Origin of the sequence: Aliidiomarina soli, from assembly GCF_003986975.1 — a bacterium.
In the GTDB taxonomy this organism is placed as follows: Bacteria; Pseudomonadota; Gammaproteobacteria; order Enterobacterales; family Alteromonadaceae; genus Aliidiomarina; species Aliidiomarina soli.
Genome location: NZ_PIPO01000003.1, coordinates 509587 through 529628 on the forward strand (window position 1 = coordinate 509587; position 20042 = coordinate 529628).

Annotated in this window: 17 protein-coding genes; 8 read left to right on the forward strand and 9 right to left on the reverse strand. The window is 52.0% G+C overall.

Translation table 11 applies throughout. The features are described 5' to 3' along the window. Nucleotide 1 precedes the first annotated feature (1 nt). From CWE14_RS08970 to trxC, 5 genes are all read right to left on the reverse strand, one after another. Nucleotides 2–1891 (reverse strand): GNAT family N-acetyltransferase, encoded by a 1890-nt coding sequence (locus CWE14_RS08970; RefSeq protein WP_198676561.1) that lies wholly within the window; start codon nucleotides 1889–1891, stop codon nucleotides 2–4. A gap of 97 nt (nucleotides 1892–1988) precedes the next feature. Further along, complete coding sequence (locus tag CWE14_RS08975; protein WP_126799049.1) at nucleotides 1989–3482, reverse strand: class I adenylate-forming enzyme family protein; 1494 nt, start codon at nucleotides 3480–3482, stop codon at nucleotides 1989–1991. A gap of 86 nt (nucleotides 3483–3568) precedes the next feature. Then, the gene (locus tag CWE14_RS08980; RefSeq protein WP_126799050.1) at nucleotides 3569–5260 is read right to left on the reverse strand and encodes an isovaleryl-CoA dehydrogenase; all 1692 of its coding nucleotides are present in this window, start codon (nucleotides 5258–5260) and stop codon (nucleotides 3569–3571) included. Continuing rightward, entirely contained in the window at nucleotides 5257–5889 is a 633-nt protein-coding gene (locus tag CWE14_RS08985) for a TetR/AcrR family transcriptional regulator (RefSeq protein ID WP_126799051.1), read from the reverse strand. Before CWE14_RS08985 ends, CWE14_RS08980 begins: the two co-directional genes overlap by 4 nt. Before the next feature lie 73 nt (nucleotides 5890–5962). After that, complete coding sequence (gene trxC, locus CWE14_RS08990) at nucleotides 5963–6415, reverse strand: thioredoxin TrxC (RefSeq protein WP_126799052.1); 453 nt, start codon at nucleotides 6413–6415, stop codon at nucleotides 5963–5965. 101 nt (nucleotides 6416–6516) lie between these two features. Here trxC and CWE14_RS08995 point away from each other — a divergent pair, with 101 nt between their 5' ends. Both CWE14_RS08995 and CWE14_RS09000 read left to right on the forward strand, forming a co-directional pair. Continuing rightward, nucleotides 6517–8694 (forward strand): prolyl oligopeptidase family serine peptidase, encoded by a 2178-nt coding sequence (locus CWE14_RS08995; RefSeq protein WP_126799053.1) that lies wholly within the window; start codon nucleotides 6517–6519, stop codon nucleotides 8692–8694. After that, the gene (locus tag CWE14_RS09000) at nucleotides 8678–9772 is read left to right on the forward strand and encodes an alpha/beta fold hydrolase (protein ID WP_126799054.1); all 1095 of its coding nucleotides are present in this window, start codon (nucleotides 8678–8680) and stop codon (nucleotides 9770–9772) included. The genes CWE14_RS08995 and CWE14_RS09000 overlap by 17 nt, the downstream gene beginning before the upstream one ends. 9 nt (nucleotides 9773–9781) lie before the next feature. Here CWE14_RS09000 and CWE14_RS09005 read toward each other — a convergent pair whose 3' ends face one another. Continuing rightward, nucleotides 9782–10663 carry a diacylglycerol/lipid kinase family protein gene (locus CWE14_RS09005; protein ID WP_126799055.1) on the reverse strand — a complete coding sequence of 294 codons (882 nt, stop codon included), beginning with the start codon at nucleotides 10661–10663 and terminating at the stop codon, nucleotides 9782–9784. 312 nt (nucleotides 10664–10975) lie between these two features. On the opposite strand from CWE14_RS09005, the gene CWE14_RS09010 reads away from it, so the two are divergent. The 3 genes from CWE14_RS09010 to CWE14_RS09020 all read left to right on the forward strand — a co-directional run bounded on the left by CWE14_RS09010 (nucleotide 10976) and on the right by CWE14_RS09020 (nucleotide 14556). Then, entirely contained in the window at nucleotides 10976–13198 is a 2223-nt protein-coding gene (locus tag CWE14_RS09010; RefSeq protein ID WP_126799056.1) for an NADP-dependent isocitrate dehydrogenase, read from the forward strand. A gap of 121 nt (nucleotides 13199–13319) precedes the next feature. Further along, nucleotides 13320–13946 carry a hypothetical protein gene (locus CWE14_RS09015; protein ID WP_126799057.1) on the forward strand — a complete coding sequence of 209 codons (627 nt, stop codon included), beginning with the start codon at nucleotides 13320–13322 and terminating at the stop codon, nucleotides 13944–13946. Nucleotides 13947–14100: 154 nt separating this feature from the next. After that, on the forward strand, nucleotides 14101–14556 hold the full coding sequence (locus CWE14_RS09020; protein WP_126799058.1) for a hypothetical protein: 456 nt from the start codon (nucleotides 14101–14103) through the stop codon (nucleotides 14554–14556). A gap of 101 nt (nucleotides 14557–14657) precedes the next feature. Here CWE14_RS09020 and CWE14_RS09025 read toward each other — a convergent pair whose 3' ends face one another. After that, nucleotides 14658–15707, reverse strand: a complete 1050-nt coding sequence (locus CWE14_RS09025; protein WP_126799059.1) for an AI-2E family transporter — start codon at nucleotides 15705–15707, stop codon at nucleotides 14658–14660. A 110-nt stretch (nucleotides 15708–15817) separates the two neighbouring features. On the opposite strand from CWE14_RS09025, the gene CWE14_RS09030 reads away from it, so the two are divergent. Continuing rightward, a complete protein-coding gene (locus CWE14_RS09030) occupies nucleotides 15818–17092 on the forward strand; it encodes an iron-containing alcohol dehydrogenase (protein ID WP_126799060.1) in 1275 nt (424 codons plus the stop codon). On the opposite strand, the gene CWE14_RS09035 is transcribed toward CWE14_RS09030, so the two are convergent. Then, nucleotides 17084–17470, reverse strand: a complete 387-nt coding sequence (locus CWE14_RS09035) for a YchJ family protein (protein ID WP_126799061.1) — start codon at nucleotides 17468–17470, stop codon at nucleotides 17084–17086. The two genes, CWE14_RS09030 and CWE14_RS09035, sit on opposite strands and share 9 nt — an antisense overlap. A 118-nt stretch (nucleotides 17471–17588) precedes the next feature. Here CWE14_RS09035 and CWE14_RS09040 point away from each other — a divergent pair, with 118 nt between their 5' ends. Then, on the forward strand, nucleotides 17589–18014 hold the full coding sequence (locus tag CWE14_RS09040; protein WP_126799062.1) for a DUF3010 family protein: 426 nt from the start codon (nucleotides 17589–17591) through the stop codon (nucleotides 18012–18014). Nucleotides 18015–18037: 23 nt separating this feature from the next. On the opposite strand, the gene CWE14_RS09045 is transcribed toward CWE14_RS09040, so the two are convergent. Continuing rightward, nucleotides 18038–18631 (reverse strand): DUF938 domain-containing protein, encoded by a 594-nt coding sequence (locus CWE14_RS09045; protein WP_126799063.1) that lies wholly within the window; start codon nucleotides 18629–18631, stop codon nucleotides 18038–18040. Nucleotides 18632–18910: 279 nt separating this feature from the next. On the opposite strand from CWE14_RS09045, the gene CWE14_RS09050 reads away from it, so the two are divergent. Beyond that, the gene (locus tag CWE14_RS09050; protein ID WP_126799064.1) at nucleotides 18911–20041 is read left to right on the forward strand and encodes a hypothetical protein; all 1131 of its coding nucleotides are present in this window, start codon (nucleotides 18911–18913) and stop codon (nucleotides 20039–20041) included. Nucleotide 20042 lies beyond the last annotated feature (1 nt).

The window sequence follows — 20042 nt, forward strand, 5'->3', positions numbered from 1 at the left end:
GTTAAGGTTCACCGCTATGAGGGTCGTCGGAGCCTTGCTCTGTGGGTTCCTGCAACGACAGAATAAGAGAGATTTCGCCAGGTTCGTCCGCCGGCACTCGTTTAAAGCCTGAACGTTCAAAGACATTTAGCATCGGGGTATTGCCGCTGCGCACCACCGCCTGCATGCTTTTAAGGCCACGGATTTTAGCAATCCGGATCATTTCCTGTAATAGCAGAGTGGCCATGCCGTGGCCCTGATAATTTTCGCGGGTGACGAAGGCGACTTCGCAGCTATTTTGAGATTCGATCAGGTAATAGCGACCGACCGCCTGAATTTGAGCCGCCGAGCCTTTCTGTCGCACAATGCACAAGGCGAGGTCTTTGGACTGATCAACACTGACCAGGGTGCAGGACTTTTCCCGGCTCATATGAGTTGGCACGGCATTGTAGCGAAGCTGCAGGGTTTCTTTGGTGTGCGAGTAAAAGAACTCCTGCAGACGACGTTCATCGGAGGGGTACAACGGACGTAAGTCGAAGCGTTCACCGTGGATGGTCAGTTCTTTAAAGCCAACGTCGCCAAGCTCGGGTACATCAACCGGGCTTTGCTGCTGATAGTCAGGAACCCATACGTGTTTGCGAACTTCTTTGAGCAGGCTTTCGCGGAACCTGGGGTGAGCAACCCGGATCAGCTCTAGTGCGCGTTCACGAATGCTCTTGCCGCGCAGCGAGGCCACCCCAAATTCGGTGATCACGTAGTGAACATGGCCGCGTGAAGTGACCACCCCGGCGCCTTCCCGCAGGTTCGGTACAATCCGCGAAATACTGCCATCTTTCGCCGTGGAAGGCAGTGCGATAATGGGTTTGCCGCCAACGCTCATGCTGGCGCCGCGGCTGAAATCGACCTGACCACCAATACCACTGTAAAACTGATGACCAATTGAGTCGGAGACGACCTGACCGGATAAGTCGACTTCAATGGCGCTGTTGATGCTGATCATGTTGTCGTTGCGCGCGATGTTGGCCGGCGAATTAACATATTCACTGGGGTAGAAACCAATGTGCGGATTATGCGCGACAAAGTCATATAAGGCCTGGCTGCCGACACAGAAACTGGTCACTATTTTATTCGGGTGAAAGGTTTTGCGACGATTGTTAATCACCCCTTCCAGCATCAGGTTCATGATGTCGTCGGTGATCATTTCGCTGTGCACGCCAAGGTCTTTATGGTTACGCAGGTACCGTAAGGTGGCCGAACTTATCTTACCTGAGCCGATTTGCAAGGTGGCGCCATCTTCGACCAGTAGGGCGATGTACTGACCAATACGCTCAATAATCTTACTGCCTTCCGGCTCGGCGGTTTGCATGGTCGGCAAATCGCTGGGATGTTCCCACAGATAATCTATCTGATTACGGTGTAAAAAAGACTGGCCGTAGGTCACCGGCATATTGGGGTTAACCTGGGCCACGACGGTCGTGGCTGCTTTGGCGGCTGCCGAGACTACATCGACTGATACACCCATTGAGTGATAGCCATATTTATCCCCCGGCGCAAGCATAATTAAGGCCACATCCAGCGGCAAAATGTCGCTGTTAAAGAGGTTAGGGATGTCGGAGGTAAAGGCCGGCGTATAGTCGGCCCGGCCTTCGTTTACCGCCTGGCGAACCGTATCCCCACCGATAAAAAAGGTATTCACTTTAAACAGATTTTTATGTTCAGGTGAGGCCCAGTGATTGTCGGAAAGGGTATACAGCTGCACGATTTCGATATCGTGCAGCTTGCTGGCGTGCGCAATCAGGTCATCAATCAATGCTGTGGGGACGGCTGCATGGCTGCCAATAAATATGCGCTGACCCGATTTAATAATTTTTGACCAGTCGAGCTGACTGGTCACCACGGGGGTTTTTGCCATTCTCTCTCCCGGATAAGCCCCATATAGGGGCATCCTATGGTTCGCTACAGTGTGCCTGAGCAAGCAGACCGTTGCTATTCGACTTTAGCCTACGAGGTTAGTCGAGTAGCTCGCGCAGCTCGTGCTTTAACACCTTACCATTGGCGTTGTGAGGCAACTCATCCATAACCATGAACTGGCGTGGTATTTTGTAATCAGCCAGTAAGGGTTTAAGGTGCTCTTTTAAGGTCGCTTCCGGGTCACTCAGTTCCCGGTTAAGGACCACACAGGCGCGCACTGTCTCGCCCCATTCCGGGTGATCAACGCCAATCACCGCAGACTCAAGCACTGCAGGGTGCTCTGCTAACGCGTCTTCTATTTCGCGAGGGTAGATGTTAACGCCGCCACTGATAATGATGTCTTTCTGCCGATCTTTGACCCAGTAGTAGCCATCCTCGTCCTGAATAGCGATATCGCCGGTTTTTAGCCAGCCATCACCGGTCAGAGTGTCGTCAGTCGCGTCCGGATTTTGCCAGTAGCCGAGCATGATCCCTTCACCGGTCAGTTGCAGCTCGCCAGGTTCCCCTGCTGGAACCGGCTCATTGTTGTCATCCACTAGACGAACTTCGGTGTTGTACGCCGCTCGCTTGCCAATGGACCCTGCTTTTGCGCCGTGTTCCTCAGGCAACAGGACACAGCCGGTCGGGCCAGCTTCGGTTAAGCCGTAAACGCAATAGAACTTATCACTGCGAAACGCTTTCCGTGCCAGGTTGGTATGTTCGCTTGCCAGCGGGCCGCCGCCATATATCCAGTGGGTCATGGAGGATAAGTCACGGTTGCCGATGTCCGAATGCTGTGCCGTCAACAGGTAGGCTACCGGAGCACCAAAGAAGTGAGTGGTGCGTTCTTTTTCCACCAGATCAAGCAGTAAATCCGGCGTGAACGTGGGGGCGACTACGTGGGTGGCTCCTACCATGGTGCCACCGACCAGGCATAAATTGAGCGGTGCGGAATGGGTAAATGGCATCAGACTCAGAATGCGGCTGGTTGGCTTATATTCCATTTCAACGGCGAACATGGTGCCCACAGCACTCAAAGCGTTGTGGTTAAATAGTACCCCTTTGGGTTTTCCGGTGGTTCCTGATGTGTAGAGCAGGGCACAGGCGTCATCCTGATCCACATTGAGTTCAAATTCGTCGCTGTCGAGGCCGCTTAGTAAGTCATCAATGTTGTCCATCCAGATAACATTGGTGCCGTTGTCAGCCAGAGGTTTGATCGCCGCGTCGGTCAGCTCGCAGGTAATGACTAAATCCGAGCCACTGTCTTCGATAATGTATTCAAGTTCCGGCGTTGCCAGGCGGACATTGACCGGTACCACCACTGCGCCTAGTCGCTGCACCGCAAAATAGCTGACAATAAAGGCAAAATTATTCGGTAACAGCAGCGCGACGCGGTGGCCAAAGTCAACCCCGTGCTCGTCATGCAGATAGTTCGCCAACTGGTTTACGCGCTGGTTCAGTTCTGCCCAGGTGTGACGGGCATTGGGCTCGACCACGGCTTCTTGCTGGGGGTATTTACGCGCATTGCGAGCTACATAACTGGGTATATTCATTCTTGTTCTCCTTTAGTTCAGCTTGCGTCGTTGCAACCTTATTGGCTGCCAGGGAATTGGCTGCCAGGAAACTAGCTGCCAGGAAACTAGCTGCCAGGAAAGCGCTCAGTGCCTGCCCGTTTAATAATAGCGGCACAATCGAGTCCCGTGGGTAAATTACCGTAGTTCAATCCGCTGTGGCCGTCGAGTCGACCTGCACAGAAGGCATCTGCCACATAGGCTGGTGCATGTTGCAATAACAAGGCGCCTTGTAAGGCCAGTGCCATGCGGTCCGCCAGGTTACGGGCGCGGAACTGAGTGTCCGTGGGATCCGCAAAAGCGCTATGCAATTGAGTGACGAAACGGTCAAAGCGACGGTCAGCGCCTTTGCCTTTTTCGACTTCATTGATAAATGCATCTAGTACTTCTGGCTGTTTTTCAATGGCACGCAAAATATCCAGGCACTGCACGTTGCCAGAGCCTTCCCAGATAGCATTGACTGGTGATTCACGGAACAGCCGGGCCATAATATGGGTTTCCATCACGCCGCTACCGCCGATCACTTCCATCGCTTCATAGGCATGATTTGGTGTCCGTTTACATATCCAGTACTTGCCGACCGGGGTCGCAATCCGGGTTAGCAGTTGCTCGTGTTCGTTCTCCTGACTATCCATTGCCCGGGCCATACGCATGGTCAGCGTCATCGCGGCCTCGCTTTCCAGCGCCAGATCGGCGAGCACGTTCTGCATCAAAGGTTGCTCACTGAGCCGGGCGCCGAACGCCTCCCGCTGACTGGCATGATGAATTGCCTGCACCGTTGCCTGACGCATCCCGGACGAGGAGCCGATCATGCAGTCGTAGCGAGTAGTGGCGACCATTTCAATGATGGTGCGCACACCGCGTCCCTCTTCACCAACCATCCAGGCAAAGGCACCACGCAGCTCGGTTTCACTGGAGGCATTGGCAACGTTGCCCATCTTGTTTTTTAACTGCTGAATTTGCAGCGGGTTCTTGCTGCCGTCCGGACGCCAGCGGGGTAACAGAAAGCAGCTCAGACCTTTGTCAGTTTGCGCTAGCACTAAAAAGGCGTCGCACATTGGCGCGGAAACGAACCATTTATGACCGACTAGTTCGTAGGCCTGACCGGCACCAGCCTTACCAATCGGGTAGGCACGGGTGCTGTTGCGCCGTACATCCGAGCCGCCTTGCTTTTCGGTCATCGCCATGCCAATGGTCAGGCCTTGCTTTTGGTCATGTGGCACATTCCGCGGGTCATAATGGGGCGCCATGATTTTATCGGCCCATTGCTGATAGAGATCAGGTTGATGACGTAGCGCCGGAATGGCGGCAAAGGTCATGGTAATGGGGCAGCCGTGAGCGGCCTCGACCTGAGTGTGCAAATAGTATTTCGCGGCGCGGGCCACATGAGCACCCGCTTTGGGATCGCGCCAGGGGCTGGCATGCAGGCCGTGTTCGATGGCCGTGCGCATCAACTGGTGATAGGCCGGGTGAAAATCAATCAGGTCAACGCGGTGGCCATAACGGTCATGGGTGATCAGGTTTGGTTTATGAGCATGTGCATTGGCCTGAAAACCAAGTTCAATGCTGCTGGCCGCCCCAGCGAGCTGACCGAATTCGCTTAATTCTGTAAGCGCATCGCTGGCGCCTTCTCGCTTGACTGCTTCTTGCAAGGCGCTGTCACTGCTAAAACTATTGTAATCCTGTAAGTAGTCAGGCTGGTTTTCAACCTGATGAGTCGCGGCCTGCAGACGCTCGGCCATCGGGTAGGTTGTACTCATAAGGACGCTCCTGTAACGGAATAACGAAAGGGCGCCAAACCTCGCACACAAAACTGCGTGATGGTGTGAGTAATGGCGTGTGTAGGGTCTTGAGCTTGCTGGGCAAGCGGGCCAATCAGGGCTTCGGCGATGGCGCCGACCATGGCGGTGCTGCTCAGCATGGGGTCCTGTTGGGGGATAAGCTGGTCGTCAATCGCCTGTTGCACCGCGCAGGCAAACAAGTTGGCGTATTGCAGGCGATAATGCAGCCGTTGCTGATCAACCGCGGGATCGACGGGTTCGGCAATCAGCGCCCAGGCTAATTTAGGCGCTTTTAGTGCGCGTTCGGCGAAGGTTTGTAAGGCGTGTTCGAGGCGGCTTAAAGCACACGAGTCTGCTTGTTGCAAACATCGCCGGACATGGTCGACTTCGATTTCAGTCGCCTGACGAAAGACTTCTGCTGCCAGTGTTTCTTTATTGGCAAAGTAACGATAGAGGCTGCCGGTGGCGATCCCGGCTCGCTGCGCGACCTGGTTCATTTGCAAGGCGGCAAAGCCTGCTTCTGCGACCAGCTCATGGCTCGCCTGCAGAATACGCTGTTCAGTCAGTGCTTTTCGGTCACGGACTTTGGCGGTTTCCCGATAGGCCATAATTCACTCGATGCGATGCGACGTCATACAAAGAGTGAATCACGGTTCACTTTTTCATTCAAGGGAAATTTGTTTATTCTTTAAACGCTGTCGCAGCAAGTGTTTCGTTCAACCAGGCATGCAATTGCTGTGGGGGCAGAGCGCCCGAGGTACGTGCAAGTTCTTGCCCTTTGTAGAACACAACCGTAGTCGGCAGACTGCGTATTGCATAGCTCTGAGCCAGACTTGGCTGGCTCTCTGTGCTCAGGCTGGCAAAGCGTGCTCGTTCTGCGAAGGGCGCTGCCACCATTTCAAATACTTTTGAAAACTGGCGGCAGGGGCCACACCAGGAGGCCCAGAAATCGACCACCAGCGGCATATCTGCATTGGCATGAGCGCGGAAGTTGTCGACCGTCAATTCAAAAGGGATGCCGTGAATAAGTCGAGCCTTGCAGGACCCGCAGAGCGGGTGCTCTGTCAGACGCTGAAAGGGGATCCGGTTAGGCTTGTTGCATTGGGTACAGGAAATAATTACTGATTCAGTCATAACGCACTCGTCACCGTGGTTGTCATTACAGATTGCTCGCTATAGTATTTGTAAGATAGCTGAACCCAATGATAACAATGTATTTATAAGCAGGGATACCGATGAAAAAACCTTTACTCACTCTAATTGCAGCCGCGGTGCTCAGTGCCTGTTCGCCAGCCACTGACAATGCGACTGAACATACGACTGAAAGTGGCGCTGAAACCAGTGCAACACAACAACAGGATCAAGCTTTGGACTACCCGCAAACCCGTCGTGATGACACCGTTGATACCTATTTTGGTCAGGACGTTGCTGACCCCTTTCGTTGGCTCGAAGACGATCGCAGCGACGAAACTGCAGCCTGGGTCGAAGCTCAGAATGAGCTGACGTTTGATTACCTGGGGCAGATTGACTTCCGTGACCAGGTTCGCGAGCGTCTGGCCGATGCCTGGAACTATGAGCGTTTAGGCGCGCCGTTTGAAGAAGGTGATTACACCTATTTTTATCGCAACGACGGCCTGCAGAACCATTTTGTTGTCTATCGCCAGCAAGGCGATGGTGAACCGGAAGTATTCCTTGATCCGAATGAATTCAGCGAAGACGGCACCACCTCTCTGGCCGGGCTGAGCTTTTCACCAGACGGCTCGCTGGCGGCCTACGCTACCTCTGCTGGTGGCAGCGACTGGCGCACCATTTATATTATTGACGCAGAGACTAAAGAACCTATCGGCGAGCCTTTGGTCGATGTGAAGTTCAGTGGGATCAGCTGGCGCGAGAATGACGGAATTTACTATTCGAAGTACGACAGTCCGGATGGCAGCCGTTTGTCCCAGCTGACGGATCAACACAAGCTTTACTACCATGAGCTGAATACCTCGCAAGCGGATGACCCGGTTATCTTTGGTGGCAGCGACGAGCAGAAGCATCGCTATGTCGGTGGTCGTGTGACTGACGACGGTCGTTTTCTGGCGATTACCGCTGCCAATACAACTTCAGGCAACAAGCTGTTCGTCATGGACTTGCAAGCCGATGAGCCTGAGCTTGTGACCGTGGTGGGTCATGAAGATAGCAACACCGGGCTGCTCACCAACGATGGTGACTACCTATTGTTGCAAACCAATCTGGATGCACCAAACAACCGTTTAGTGCGGGTCAATGCAAGCGAGCCGGATGCGGCGAACTGGCAGGATCTGATTGCAGAAGAAGACGAAGTACTCAGTGTTAGCCGCGGTGCCGGTTATATTTTCGCCAGCTACATGGTGGATGCTGTCTCCAAGGTTAAGCAATTTGCGATGGACGGCGAAGAGATCCGTGAAATCGACCTGCCAGGTGTTGGTTCAGCAGGTGGCTTCGGCGGTAAAGACGACGCTGATAAAATCTACTTCTCGTTTACCAATTACATTACGCCGCCCAGCACCTTCTCGCTGGACCCGGAAAGCGGTGACGCCGAGTTGTATTTTGCTGCAGAAACCACTTTTGACCCTGAGAACTATGTCAGCGAGCAGGTATTTTATACCTCCAAAGACGGCACCCGCATCCCAATGATCATCAGCTACCGCAAAGATCTGCAGCGAGATGGTAGCAACCCGACCATGTTATACGGCTATGGCGGCTTTAACGTTAGCCTGACGCCTTCATTCAGCGTGACTAACGCGGTGTGGATGGACTTAGGGGGTATCTACGCGGTGCCGAACATCCGTGGTGGTGGTGAATACGGTCAGGCCTGGCATCAGGCTGGTATTCGCACCAGCAAGCAAAATGTCTTTGATGACTTTATTGCGGCGGCTGAGTACCTGGTTGAGGAAGACTACACCTCTGCGGACAAGCTTGCTTTACGTGGTGGTTCAAACGGTGGTTTGCTGGTTGGTGCGGTGATGACACAACGTCCGGATCTGGCCAAAGTAGCTCTGCCAGCGGTGGGTGTCCTGGATATGCTGCGCTACCATACCTTCACTGCGGGTGCTGGTTGGGCGTATGACTACGGCACCGCTGAACAAAGCGAAGAAATGTTCCAGTATCTGCATGGCTACTCGCCACTGCACAATGTGGAAGAGGGGGTAAATTACCCGGCGACCATGATCACCACCGCGGATCATGACGACCGTGTAGTACCGGCCCACTCATTTAAATTTGCCGCAGAACTGCAGTCAAAAGACGGTGGTGAGAATCCGCAGTTGATTCGCATTGACGTTAATGCCGGACATGGTGCAGGCATGCCAACCTCGATGATTATCGACCAGGCAGCTGACGTACTGAGCTTCACCCTGTATAATATGGGGTATGAAAAACTCGATTAACCATTTGGGTGAGTACGCTGAGACACTGACTACGGCGTACCAGTCTCCATTTAAACGACGCCGCCGGTTTGCTTATGCAGCTGGCGGCGCGTTGCTTGGTGGCGTCGGAGCGGCGTTAACAGCTCCAGCGGTTTTCGCGGCTGGCGCAGCCGGTGTGGCGGGCAAAGTGAGTGCGGCTCTGCTTGCTTCCAAGGGTCTATCCGCAGCGCTTGGTAGCTACAACGGCTATCGCCTTGCCAATAATTACCTTGGTGAACTCAAGTCGTTCGAATTCGTCTCCTTGACCGACGCTATTGATACCGAGGCAACCCATCAATACATCTTCATTAATGGCTTTTTGAGTCAGGACGATGCTGAACTGGCTGACTGGCGTAGCGCATTGCAGACGTTGCGAGAGCAACAGCTGCAAGCGACCAGGCAAACCAACTTGTTTCCTGATATTACCCAGGCCCCTTGCTGGCATCTCAATTGGGAGTCAAAACGCTTAGCTGAGCTCAATCATTCGTTTGCCGGTCCTGGTGTGAAAAGCCTGTTAACCCGGCAATGGCGCAGTGCGCCGCTTGGGGTCATCACGCAATTGGCCGACAATGCCTGGCACCACGCGTTGCTTAATGCGAAAAAAAGCGGTCGCTTACTGGCAGATGCGATCATGCAAAGTCCTCCGCATCAGCAATTTACCATCGTCGGACATTCACTCGGGGCACGGGTGGCATTTTATGCACTGCAGACTTTAGCCGCTGAGTCGTCGCAACGGGTGCGTGATGTGGTGCTTTTGGGTGCTGCTCAAGGGCGGCGTAACCGTGACCTGTGGTTAAAAGCTGAGTCGGCCTGTAGCGGTCAGCTGTATAACTGTTTCTCGACTGAGGATTCTGTGCTGCGCTGGGCCTATCAAAGTATTAACGTTGGCATGTCGAGACCGGCAGGTCTTGGTCCCGCGCCGTTACCAGTAGCTAATATTGATTGCTCAGCGCTGGTCAACTCACACTCACGCTGGAAAGAGAGCCTGCCAGCAATTTTAGCGGCCATAACCGCCTCGACTGAACACAATGTTACTCCGCAGCCATTGGCTGCAGAGTAACCCGTCTGTTTACAGTTTATTGATGCGAAGGGCCGCCGGGCAGACTTCAATTCGAACCGGGCTGCTGCCAAAGTATTCGCCGTCGACCTGGACCGCTAAGCCACTGCTTTTAACGGTAATTTCTGTCAGTTGTCCCGATTGCACCTGTTTTGCCTGAAGATGTTTTTGTAGCAGCATTCGTAAAAGACATCGCACCGTCGCCGGGCGACGCTTTTCTTTAAGATGGGTGTAGGCAAGTAAGCCATCATTTAACCGTGCGTGTGGCGTAATCGGGATCCCTGCGCCGAAGTAACGGCCGTTGCCAATACTAAGCATAAAGGAATTTGGCTGTAGTCCGCCGTTGACCTTCTGACTGGCGTCTTCGAGCACAATAGGGCGGGCCTGATAACCGGGAAGCAGCTGCAGCGCACGACTGAGATAGGTTAACTTGCGTGGCCAGGTGCGGTGTTTAAGACGCTTGACCAACTCGCCGTCAAAGCCGACCCCTGCATTATTGAGAAAGTATCGGTCGTTGACCTTACCCAAATCAATGTTGATGGTTTCACCGCTTAACGCCGCATTGATAATTTCTTCAGCTGACATACCAGCGACCCAGACCCGGGCGAAATCATTACCCGAACCGGCGGGTACCACACCCAGTATGGTGTTGGTATGTGCTACCGCATTGACGGCCAGATTAAGGGTACCGTCACCGCCGACCGCTATCAGCAAATCGGCGTCATGACAGGCCGCTTTCAGTGCTTTCAAATCGGCTGCAAAGTTCCCGGTGCTGGCAAACATGTAGGTATCGGCCGGTAACTTTGGCTGCAGGCGCTTGAACAGCATGTGGCGTCGTACATGCAGCGCCGGATTATGCAGAACGACGATGTTGCGGTGTGTCTGTGTACTCATTGATTTCAGCTATGGTTAGGTGAGCGTTAAGAGTAATGGTCATAATTGCATGGCGCCAGAGGCTTTACAATATCCGGTGTGGGCCTTGAATTAATCTCATTTAGCCCCACCTACTTTCGTAGTATACGGCAAAAATGCTTTACGTGACGGGCTGTTGCACCTGAGCTGGACGCTAGGCTTGGGGCGGGCTTGATGCTATAATTTGCGCCGTTTTAATGCTCAACTTTCATGAGAGACGCGACAGTTGCTGGTGAATATTCAGGTGCTGGCACCATTATTCGCGTTAACGTGGTTTGATAAATAGGAATGACTATGTCTGATAAATCAAAGATCATCTACACCGAAACTGACGAAGCGCCACGCCTGGCGACCTATTCATTGCTGCCGATTATCCAGGCATTCACCAAAGCAGCGGGCGTTTCGGTTGAAACCCGTGACATCTCTCTGGCTGGTCGAGTAATCGCGCTCTTCCCTGACTACCTGAAAGAAGACCAACGCATTGCGGACGCACTGGCTGAACTTGGTGAACTGGCCAAGACCCCGGAAGCCAATATCATCAAATTGCCGAACATCAGCGCATCCATTCCTCAACTGACAGCAACCATCAAAGAGCTGCAGGCACAGGGCTATGCACTGCCGGATTATCCGTTTGAACCGCAAAACGACGAACAACGTGACGTCAAAGCACGTTATGACAAAGTGAAAGGCTCTGCGGTAAACCCGGTGCTGCGTGAAGGTAACTCTGATCGTCGCGCACCAGCAGCGGTGAAAAACTTCGTGAAAAAACATCCGCATAAAATGGGTGCCTGGGCGAAAGACTCTAAAACCCACGTTGCCCACATGAGCGACGGTGACTTCTACTCCAGCGAGCAGTCGAAAACCTTCGGCGGTGCAGACCAGCTGAAAATTGTCCTCAACCACGACGGCAAGCAAACCGTACTGAAAGAGTCAGTTAAAGTACTGGCCGGTGAAGTGGTGGATGCCGCAGTAATGAACAAGAACAAGCTGCAGCAATTCTTCGAGCAATCGACTCAAGCAGCGAAAGAAGAAGACGTACTGCTGTCATTGCACCTCAAAGCGACCATGATGAAAGTCTCTGACCCGATCATGTTTGGTCACGCGGTGAAAGTGTATTACAAAGATGTACTGACCAAGTACGCCGACGAAATGAAGCAGATCAGCTTTGATGCCACCAATGGTATCGGCGATCTCTACGCCAAACTGGATAAACTGCCAGCCGATAAGGCACAGGCTATCGAAGCCGACATGAAAGCCGTCTATGGCAGCAACCCGGCTCTGGCAATGGTAAATTCTGATAAAGGTATTACCAACCTGCACGTACCCAGTGACATCATTGTTGATGCGTCAATGCCAGCGATGATCCGTGACTCAGGCAAAATGTGGACGCCAGATAATACTCAGGCCGACACCAAAGCGATGATCCCGGATCGCTGCTACGCAGGTGTTTACCAGGCCACTATCGACTTCTGTAAAGAACACGGTGCCTTTGACCCGGCGACGATGGGCACAGTGCCAAACGTTGGCCTGATGGCACAAAAAGCTGAAGAATATGGTTCGCATGACAAAACCTTTGAAATCCCGGCTGACGGTGTGGTTGAAGTACAGAACCAGGGCGGCGACGTGGTGTTCAAACATAACGTCGAGCAGGGCGATATCTGGCGCATGTGTCAGGTTAAAGACGCGCCTATCCGTGACTGGGTCAAACTGGCGGTGAACCGTTCACGTTTAAGTGGCATGCCGGCAATCTTCTGGCTCGACGAAAACCGTGCCCATGACCGTGAACTGATTGTTAAAGTAAACGAGTATCTGAAAGATCACGATACAGACGGTCTGGATATCCAGATTATGAACCCGGTCGATGCGACTAAGCATTCACTGCAACGGATGAAAGACGGCAAAGACACCATTTCAGTAACAGGTAACGTATTACGTGACTACCTGACTGATTTGTTCCCAATTCTGGAACTGAATACGTCAGCGAAAATGCTCTCAATCGTGCCATTGATGAACGGTGGTGGCTTGTTTGAAACCGGCGCTGGTGGTTCTGCACCTAAGCACGTACAGCAGTTTGTTGAAGAGAACCACTTGCGTTGGGATTCACTGGGTGAGTTCCTGGCCCTGGCAGCGTCCCTTGAGCACCTAAGCCGTGCAACCGACAATGCACGAGCCAAAGTACTGGCCGATACGCTGGATTCAGCCACTGCCAAGTTCCTGGAGAACAACAAGTCGCCATCACGTAAAGCGGGTGAAATTGATAACCGTGGCAGCCACTTCTATTTGGCAATGTACTGGGCTGAAGCATTGGCAAACCAAACGGATGACGCGGAACTGAAAGAGCGTTTCAGCAAGCTTTCAGAGCAGTTGTCAGGCAATGAGCAGGCAATCATCGACGAACTGAACAAGGTTCAGGGCGGCAAAGTCGATATCGGCGGGTATTACCAGCCAGATACAGACAAAGTTGCAACGGCGATGCGTCCTTGTAAGCTACTTAACGATGCACTCGCGTCGCTGTAATCTGACAGGGCATGCGCTGCATGCTATCTAAAGGTTCGATTCGAAGCCCGGCATATGCCGGGCTTTTTATTGCGCGAAAACTTACTTATAATATTTTTTCAACATATCAACGGCACGCGTTATGGATAACAGGCAAGCTTCTCAATCCCCTTCGGATCAGGCCAGTTTTTGGCATGGCAATCGCTATGTCTTCAGTTACCAAAACCACAGCATTGAACTTTGGACTTCAAATATTACCGGGCGCGAAACGGTAATCCTTGATGGTAAGGTTGTAAGCCAAAAGCGCAGCTTTCGCAGCATAAGCGAGCATGTGCTTGAATTGGACGGGCGCAGCTTACGAGTCAGGCTTGAGGTTAAAAGTAAGCTCAAAGGGCCGGTTTTTTGCGTTCTTAGTGAACGTTCAGCAACGGGTGAGTGGTCGCCTGTGGCCGCAAAAAAACTGGTTGTGTGGGCATCTCAATCGAGCAAAAAGAGCAAACCCGCTCCAGATAGGCGTACTCGCTTAGTTTGGTGGCTTCAGTTCGGGTTCTCGGTCGGTGTTGGCGTTACCCTAAGTCACTTTTTTGGAGTCTGGACGCTGGAATTCTGGGCCGCATTGCTCCTGATTGCTGTGATACTGCTCCCACTTGAGCATTTCTATAAGCGTTGGAAAGGGGCGCAGTCGCCGGATTTGCACCCTGATGAAGATAAAGTTGTGATTGAAACTATTTCGGTCGACGAGTTATCTGCTGAAGATGTTTCGATTTAGCTCATACCAATGAGCTGAGCAGAATAATTAACTCACGGGCGGAGGTTTAGGGCAACGGCCGGGAATACCATCGGCTGCCTGCCGAAAGGACTTTGATCTTCAACAAAATTGTGGTTTCATTCACTTTCAATAATAAAAACAAGGAACTAGCAATATGTCTCAATTCGAAGGAAAATTTGGTCCTGCCGTTGTTCAGGCGTTGATCTTATGTGTAGTGCGCTTTTTTACCATTCCATGGAAAATCTGGAAAGGGGCGGTATTTCGTTTAGCTGCCTTGCGTAATATGAGTGACGAAGACAAAAGCGTGGCCGAAACTTCTGAGTTCCCGGTGTTTGACTGGTTCAGAACAGCGTGGGACGGGATTATTTTACTATCCTGGCCGGTGGCTATCATTATTGCTGTTCTAGCGTTTCTGGGTGGTTTGTTTAACGGATATGCTGCTTATGCGTTAGGCGGTGCGGTCGCAACCTTAATCTATGCCTATTTCGCCGTGATTCTGATGTCACTAATGAAAGAAAGCCTGATCTTAATTCTGACTATCGCGCTGAATGTCGAACGTATTAATGCGAAGACTCCAGGCGGGAAAGGCGCAAATCCCGAGGGTGAATAAAGGGTCGCTGCAAGACTGAGCGATGCTCGTATTTTCTCAATCCATTTAAAAAGACCCGCCTATATGGCGGGTCTTTTTTTCTCTGGATGAAGCTGAACTGGTTAGTCTTGGTCGCTCTCAAAGTCGTTTGAAAAAATGTTCCATAGAGTGACGAAAAGTGCGGTCAGGATAGGGCCAATAATAAAGCCGTGAATGCCGAAAATGCTTAATCCGCCGAGAATAGACAGTAGGATTAACCAGTCCGGAAGGCGAATATCGCGACCGACCAAAAGTGGGCGCAATATATTGTCGACCAGCCCGATAATAACAGCACCAAAAATGAGCAGAATGACGCCCTGCATGATATCGCCGCTAAACAGCAGATAGGCCGCTATCGGTCCCCATACCAGGAACGAGCCCAATGCGGGAACCAGTGACAGTATACCGATTAACACACCTAGGAACAGTGCCCCCGGAATACCAAGAATAGCCAGAATAGCCCAGCCTAAAATGCCTTCGACCGCGGCGACAATAAAGGTGCTTTTGAAGGTGGCCCGGGTTACCTTAACGAAGCGATCTGACAATTTATCTTCACGTCCTTCACCCAGCGGAATGGCATTGCGTACCGCCTGAGTGATTTTCTCGCCGTCGCGGAAAAAGAAGAATGTCAGATAAAGCATCACCGCCATGCTGACCAGAAAATGAAAGGTACTGCGACCAAGTTTAAATGCCTCCTGGGCGATGTACTGACTGGAGGATGAAAGCGTGTCACTGAGGCGTTGCCCGAGATCGCTGGCATTCAGATCATGCCGATTCATAAGCTCAGGGACGATGGGCAGATTTTCTTCAATATATTGCTGAATGACTTCGCCATCAATGTCGCCCTGATCAAAACTCTGATAGATGTCATTGGCCTGGCTTACGATCTGGAAGGTAATCAGGCTCAGCGGCACGACCACAATTAACACCGCAAGGGACAGCGTTAAAACAGCCGCCAACGAGCGTTTCTCCTTAAGCTTTTGACACAGCCAGCGATAAATTGGATAGAAAAGCACAGCGAGGGCGATGGCCCAGAAAATTGCGCCCCAGAAAGGGCCAAGCATGAGAAAAAAGGCACCTGTTACGACACCCAGTAACAGTAAAAAGAAGCGTTTTTCTAATGGTCGTTGCATTCTGTCCTAGCCTGTTGAAATGACGAATAAAACATAGCATAGCAGTTGATCGCGAAAAGGTTGTAAAGCTGGTACTGTCGTAGTTATCAAGTTTTTCTGGGGACACACAGATGAAGGCTGCACTCAGGCAATGGCCATTACGCGCATACATGCGGGTATTCAAGGGCGTGATTAAAATCCTGCCTTTTCGCTGGCCAACTGTTCATGAAGGGGAAAATGCCACCAGCACGTTGATTGATGAAATAGCGGATGCGGGGTACCAACGGATTCTGCTGGTGACTGATCAGGGCGTTCAGAAACTTGGACTGACCAATCTGGTTCGTGAGGCAGCTGAGGCTCGCAACTTGCAGCTGAGCATCTATGCGAATATTACTTCAGATCCCACTATTGAACTGATCACGACGGCGGTGGAAGACGTACGTGATCTAAATGCAGAGGCGATTATTGCGGTGGGTGGCGGTTCGGTGCTGGATGCCGCTAAGATGATTGGCGCGCTGCTGAAAACCAAAAAACCAATTATCAAACTGGTCGGGTTGTTTAAGGTTCGCAAGGGCATGTTGCCGCTGTATGCGGTGCCCACCACGGCAGGCACCGGCTCGGAAGCAACCGTTGCCGCGGTTGTGTCAGACCCGCGCAAGATGCGCAAATTGTCGATTCTTGACCTTAAGCTGATGCCAACGGCGGTCGCCCTCGACCCGGCAATGACGATGGGTTTGCCACCAGCAATTACGGCTGCCACCGGACTGGATGCGTTGACCCATGCCATTGAGGCTTATTTATCGCGTAATGCGTTACTACGCACAGACGAACTGGCGCTTCAGGCGGCACGGCTGATTAACAGCTGGCTGCCCAAAGCTTATGCAAAAGGTGACAATCTGGAAGCGCGGCAACAGATGGCAAAAGCCGCTATGTACGCCGGGCAGGCTTTTACCCAGGCCGGTGTCGGCTATGTGCATGCGATCGCCCATAATCTGGGTGCGCGTTACCACATCCCGCATGGGCTGGCGAATGCGATGCTGTTACCCACCGTGCTGGAGTTTTCGAAACCGGATTGCAGCAGGCGTATGGCAGACCTTAGCAGGGCGATGGGGTTAAATAGCGCAGACGGACGCAGTGATGATACGGCACTGGCAGAGGCCTTGATAGAACGGGTACGCCAGCTCAATCAGCGGTTTGCTATCCCTGATTACATTGAGCAGTTACGTGAAGAGGACATTGCGTCCATTATCCGTGCCGCGCGCAGTGAAGCTCGTTTTACCTACGCAGTGCCGCGTTACATTAATCAACAGCAAGGCGAGGCGCTGTTGCGTTCGTTGCTGCCGAACTCTGCAAGCAACGATGCGGCCAATACAGCAACCGAGGATGCTACGACGGATTCAGCTTAAACGGTGATAGTCGGTGTCGCCATCGAGATACAACCATTGCCCGTTTACCAGGCTAAAACGGGAAACTTCTTCGAGCATAGCAAGGCTACCATCGGCTTCTTTGCAAAAGGCACGGAAGTGAACGGTTCCACTATTGCCTGCAGGCTTCGGGGCGCTGAGAATCTCCAGCTTCAGCCATTGCGTGTTGTCAGCCGACTGGATGGCGCTGGGCCGGGTCGACGGATGCCAGCTACGTTGCAGATAAGCGTCGTCACCGATGGCAAAAGCACTGTAGCGTGAGCGCATTAGTAGTTCTGGGGTGGCGGCTGGCTGGCCCTGGTGTACGGGTTGGCAGCATTCAGCGTAGCTGTGTTCGCTACCACAATAGCAAGCTGTCATAATAAAACCTGAATAAAGGGAGTGAAATTGCAAGCGAGCTGGCGAGTCTAGCATGCTATACTCGCGCCGCCGAATTTTAAGGCTCACTCAAGACTCAATCAAAAAAGGGACCCTGACCATGCGTGTATGTGGCGTTGAAATAAAAAGCAACGAAGCGATTATTTGCCTTTTAAACAAAGAGGACGGCCTGTTTGATATTCCTGACTGCCGCCAGGTGCGCTTTCAGTTGGTAAAAGATCAGGAGGCTGACAATATGCGTCACTTTCAGTTTACCTTTGCCAAGTTTCTGCAGGACTACAAAGTTGAGCAGGTCGTTATTCGCGAGCGCGCTCAGAAAGGTAAGTTTGCCGGTGCCGCAGTAGGGTTCAAAATTGAAGCGGCCATTCAGTTGATTGAAAACATCGATGTGAGTCTGCTTAAGGCAACCGAGCAGAAAGAAAAACTGAAACGCAATCCGATACCGGTTGATTTTGCCGACACCGGCCTTAAAAAGTTTCAGGAAACTGCGTTCGAAGTGGCCTACGCCTCCCTGGCTTACCCATAGCGGGCAAGCCTCAGCTACGGGCTTTAGCCTTTATAGAAGCGTAATAAGCGATTGTTAGCTGGCATCTGGTAATCCTGTAGATGGGTGAAGCCCTGGCTATGGGCGAGCTGCTGCACTTTCTCAATATCCCGAATGCCCATGCCCGCATTGCGGCTTTTCAGTGACTGGTCGAACAGCTCGTTGCTGCCGCTGGTGTACAAACCGCCATAATTAAACGGGCCGTAGATCCAGACAGAGCCGTGCTCGTTGAGAAGTGCGGGCAGGGTCTTAAAGAAACGAACCACCGTTGGCCAGCTCATAATATGCAGGGTATTTGCACTATAAACCAGATCAAAGCGACCGCTTATGATTTGCTGGCGATTGACGTCAAATGCCAAAGCAGCGGGCAGGTTTTCCAGCTGAGCTTCGCGGATACGAGCCTGTAAACCTGGCAGATTGGCTTCGACGTCGCTGCATTGCCAACGAATATGCGGTAGTTGCTGGGCAAAAAACTCGGCATGTTGGCCGCTGCCACTGCCCACTTCAAGCACTGATCCCGGCTCAGATAAGGCCTTGCTAAGTATCTCAAAAATGGGGCGCTTGTTGTTTTCACAGGCTTGTGAAAAGGGCAATGACATAGGAATCCTCGATAAAAACAGCAAACTTTTATAGGTATTTTCATACTACAGAGGTGGTTTCAGATAACAAGCAGTTAACCACAGAATTGCGCTGGGTCAAGCTATGTAACAGTTCTGTAATATTTAGCTGGTGGAAGTCTGCACACCTTGTTTAGCTTGCGTTAAAAGCTCACCGTTGAACAACAAATTAGCGTTATATGATATAGCAAATAGATTCTGGTCTCACCGTCTTCCAGTCTATAAACTGCGCGCAAATCACACATATAAAGGGAGCGCAGTATGCAACGCGTATTCAAACTAGGATTGTTGAGTGGCCTTATGTTGGCAGGCTCGGCGGCACATGCAAATATTGAGTGGAGTGGCTTTGCCAATATTGGCGCTGGTTTTACCACCGGAAGCGACGAGCAGGCATTCGGTTATGAAGACTCAGTGGACTTCAAACCAGATACTCTGTTTGCACTGCAGGGCCGTGCTCAACTGGCCGATGACCTGAGCATCACCACACAGTTGATGTCACGGGGCGAAGATAACTTCGACCTTGGCGTCGAATGGGCGTATCTGCAGTATCAACTGAATGAAGCCTGGACCATCAACGCCGGTAAGCTTCGCTTACCCCTCTATAACTATTCGGATTCACTCGATGTAGCCTACAGCTACCATTGGCTGCGCACGCCGCAGGCAGTGTACCGGGTACCCTTTGATAACTTCACCGGGGCGAGCGTCCAACACAATGCCTTTCTAGGCGACAGCATGCTGTCGACGCAGTTTATTGTCGGTAACTTCAATGACAGCGTTGAAGTGGCGGATTCGCAGGCGGAAACAGATCTAGAAAATCTGGTTGGGGTAAGTTCAAGTCTGAATTACCACAGTTGGACAGTGCGCGGCGGTTTCTTTTATAGCAGCGACGTGTCTGTCGAACTGCAGACACCGGAGTTTAATGGGTTGATGATGCAATTGAGCGGTGCTGATTTTGCTTCACTGGCTGATGATCTGCGCGTTGACGAGCGTGAAGGAACCTTTGCCAGTATCGGTCTCAACTTTGATAACTTTGACTGGGTATTTGCCAGTGAATACACCGAGCTTGAGGTGCAGGACAGCTTCCTGGCGAAACAACGCTCGTTTTATGCCAGTTTAGGGAAGCGCTTTGGAAGCTGGATGCCTCATGTCACCTATGCTGGCACCCGCGATCAGCAAGCGGATTTTGCTTTAGCCACGCTGCCAGAACCATTGGCGCAAGGCGTTCAGCAATTAACCAGTAGTACCACCCAACGCTCGAATATGACCTCGTTAGGTTTGCGCTATGACGTACGAGCCGGTGTTGCCTTTAAATTTGACGTAACCCACGTTGATGATAAAGCACTGGATACCCGTTCCAATGTGGTGTCTTTTTCTGTCCAGACAGTATTTTAAG

Excerpts from the sequence above, each read along its gene's own strand:
- CWE14_RS08970 (WP_198676561.1), bottom strand. The coding sequence starts at position 1,891 with ATGGCAAAAACCCCCGTGGTGACCAGTCAGCTCGACTGGTCAAAAATT.
- CWE14_RS08975 (WP_126799049.1), bottom strand. The coding sequence starts at position 3,482 with ATGAATATACCCAGTTATGTAGCTCGCAATGCGCGTAAATACCCCCAG.
- CWE14_RS08980 (WP_126799050.1), bottom strand. The coding sequence starts at position 5,260 with ATGAGTACAACCTACCCGATGGCCGAGCGTCTGCAGGCCGCGACTCAT.
- CWE14_RS08985 (WP_126799051.1), bottom strand. The coding sequence starts at position 5,889 with ATGGCCTATCGGGAAACCGCCAAAGTCCGTGACCGAAAAGCACTGACT.
- trxC (WP_126799052.1), bottom strand. The coding sequence starts at position 6,415 with ATGACTGAATCAGTAATTATTTCCTGTACCCAATGCAACAAGCCTAAC.
- CWE14_RS08995 (WP_126799053.1), top strand. The coding sequence starts at position 6,517 with ATGAAAAAACCTTTACTCACTCTAATTGCAGCCGCGGTGCTCAGTGCC.
- CWE14_RS09000 (WP_126799054.1), top strand. The coding sequence starts at position 8,678 with ATGAAAAACTCGATTAACCATTTGGGTGAGTACGCTGAGACACTGACT.
- CWE14_RS09005 (WP_126799055.1), bottom strand. The coding sequence starts at position 10,663 with ATGAGTACACAGACACACCGCAACATCGTCGTTCTGCATAATCCGGCG.
- CWE14_RS09010 (WP_126799056.1), top strand. The coding sequence starts at position 10,976 with ATGTCTGATAAATCAAAGATCATCTACACCGAAACTGACGAAGCGCCA.
- CWE14_RS09015 (WP_126799057.1), top strand. The coding sequence starts at position 13,320 with ATGGATAACAGGCAAGCTTCTCAATCCCCTTCGGATCAGGCCAGTTTT.
- CWE14_RS09020 (WP_126799058.1), top strand. The coding sequence starts at position 14,101 with ATGTCTCAATTCGAAGGAAAATTTGGTCCTGCCGTTGTTCAGGCGTTG.
- CWE14_RS09025 (WP_126799059.1), bottom strand. The coding sequence starts at position 15,707 with ATGCAACGACCATTAGAAAAACGCTTCTTTTTACTGTTACTGGGTGTC.
- CWE14_RS09030 (WP_126799060.1), top strand. The coding sequence starts at position 15,818 with ATGAAGGCTGCACTCAGGCAATGGCCATTACGCGCATACATGCGGGTA.
- CWE14_RS09035 (WP_126799061.1), bottom strand. The coding sequence starts at position 17,470 with ATGACAGCTTGCTATTGTGGTAGCGAACACAGCTACGCTGAATGCTGC.
- CWE14_RS09040 (WP_126799062.1), top strand. The coding sequence starts at position 17,589 with ATGCGTGTATGTGGCGTTGAAATAAAAAGCAACGAAGCGATTATTTGC.
- CWE14_RS09045 (WP_126799063.1), bottom strand. The coding sequence starts at position 18,631 with ATGTCATTGCCCTTTTCACAAGCCTGTGAAAACAACAAGCGCCCCATT.
- CWE14_RS09050 (WP_126799064.1), top strand. The coding sequence starts at position 18,911 with ATGCAACGCGTATTCAAACTAGGATTGTTGAGTGGCCTTATGTTGGCA.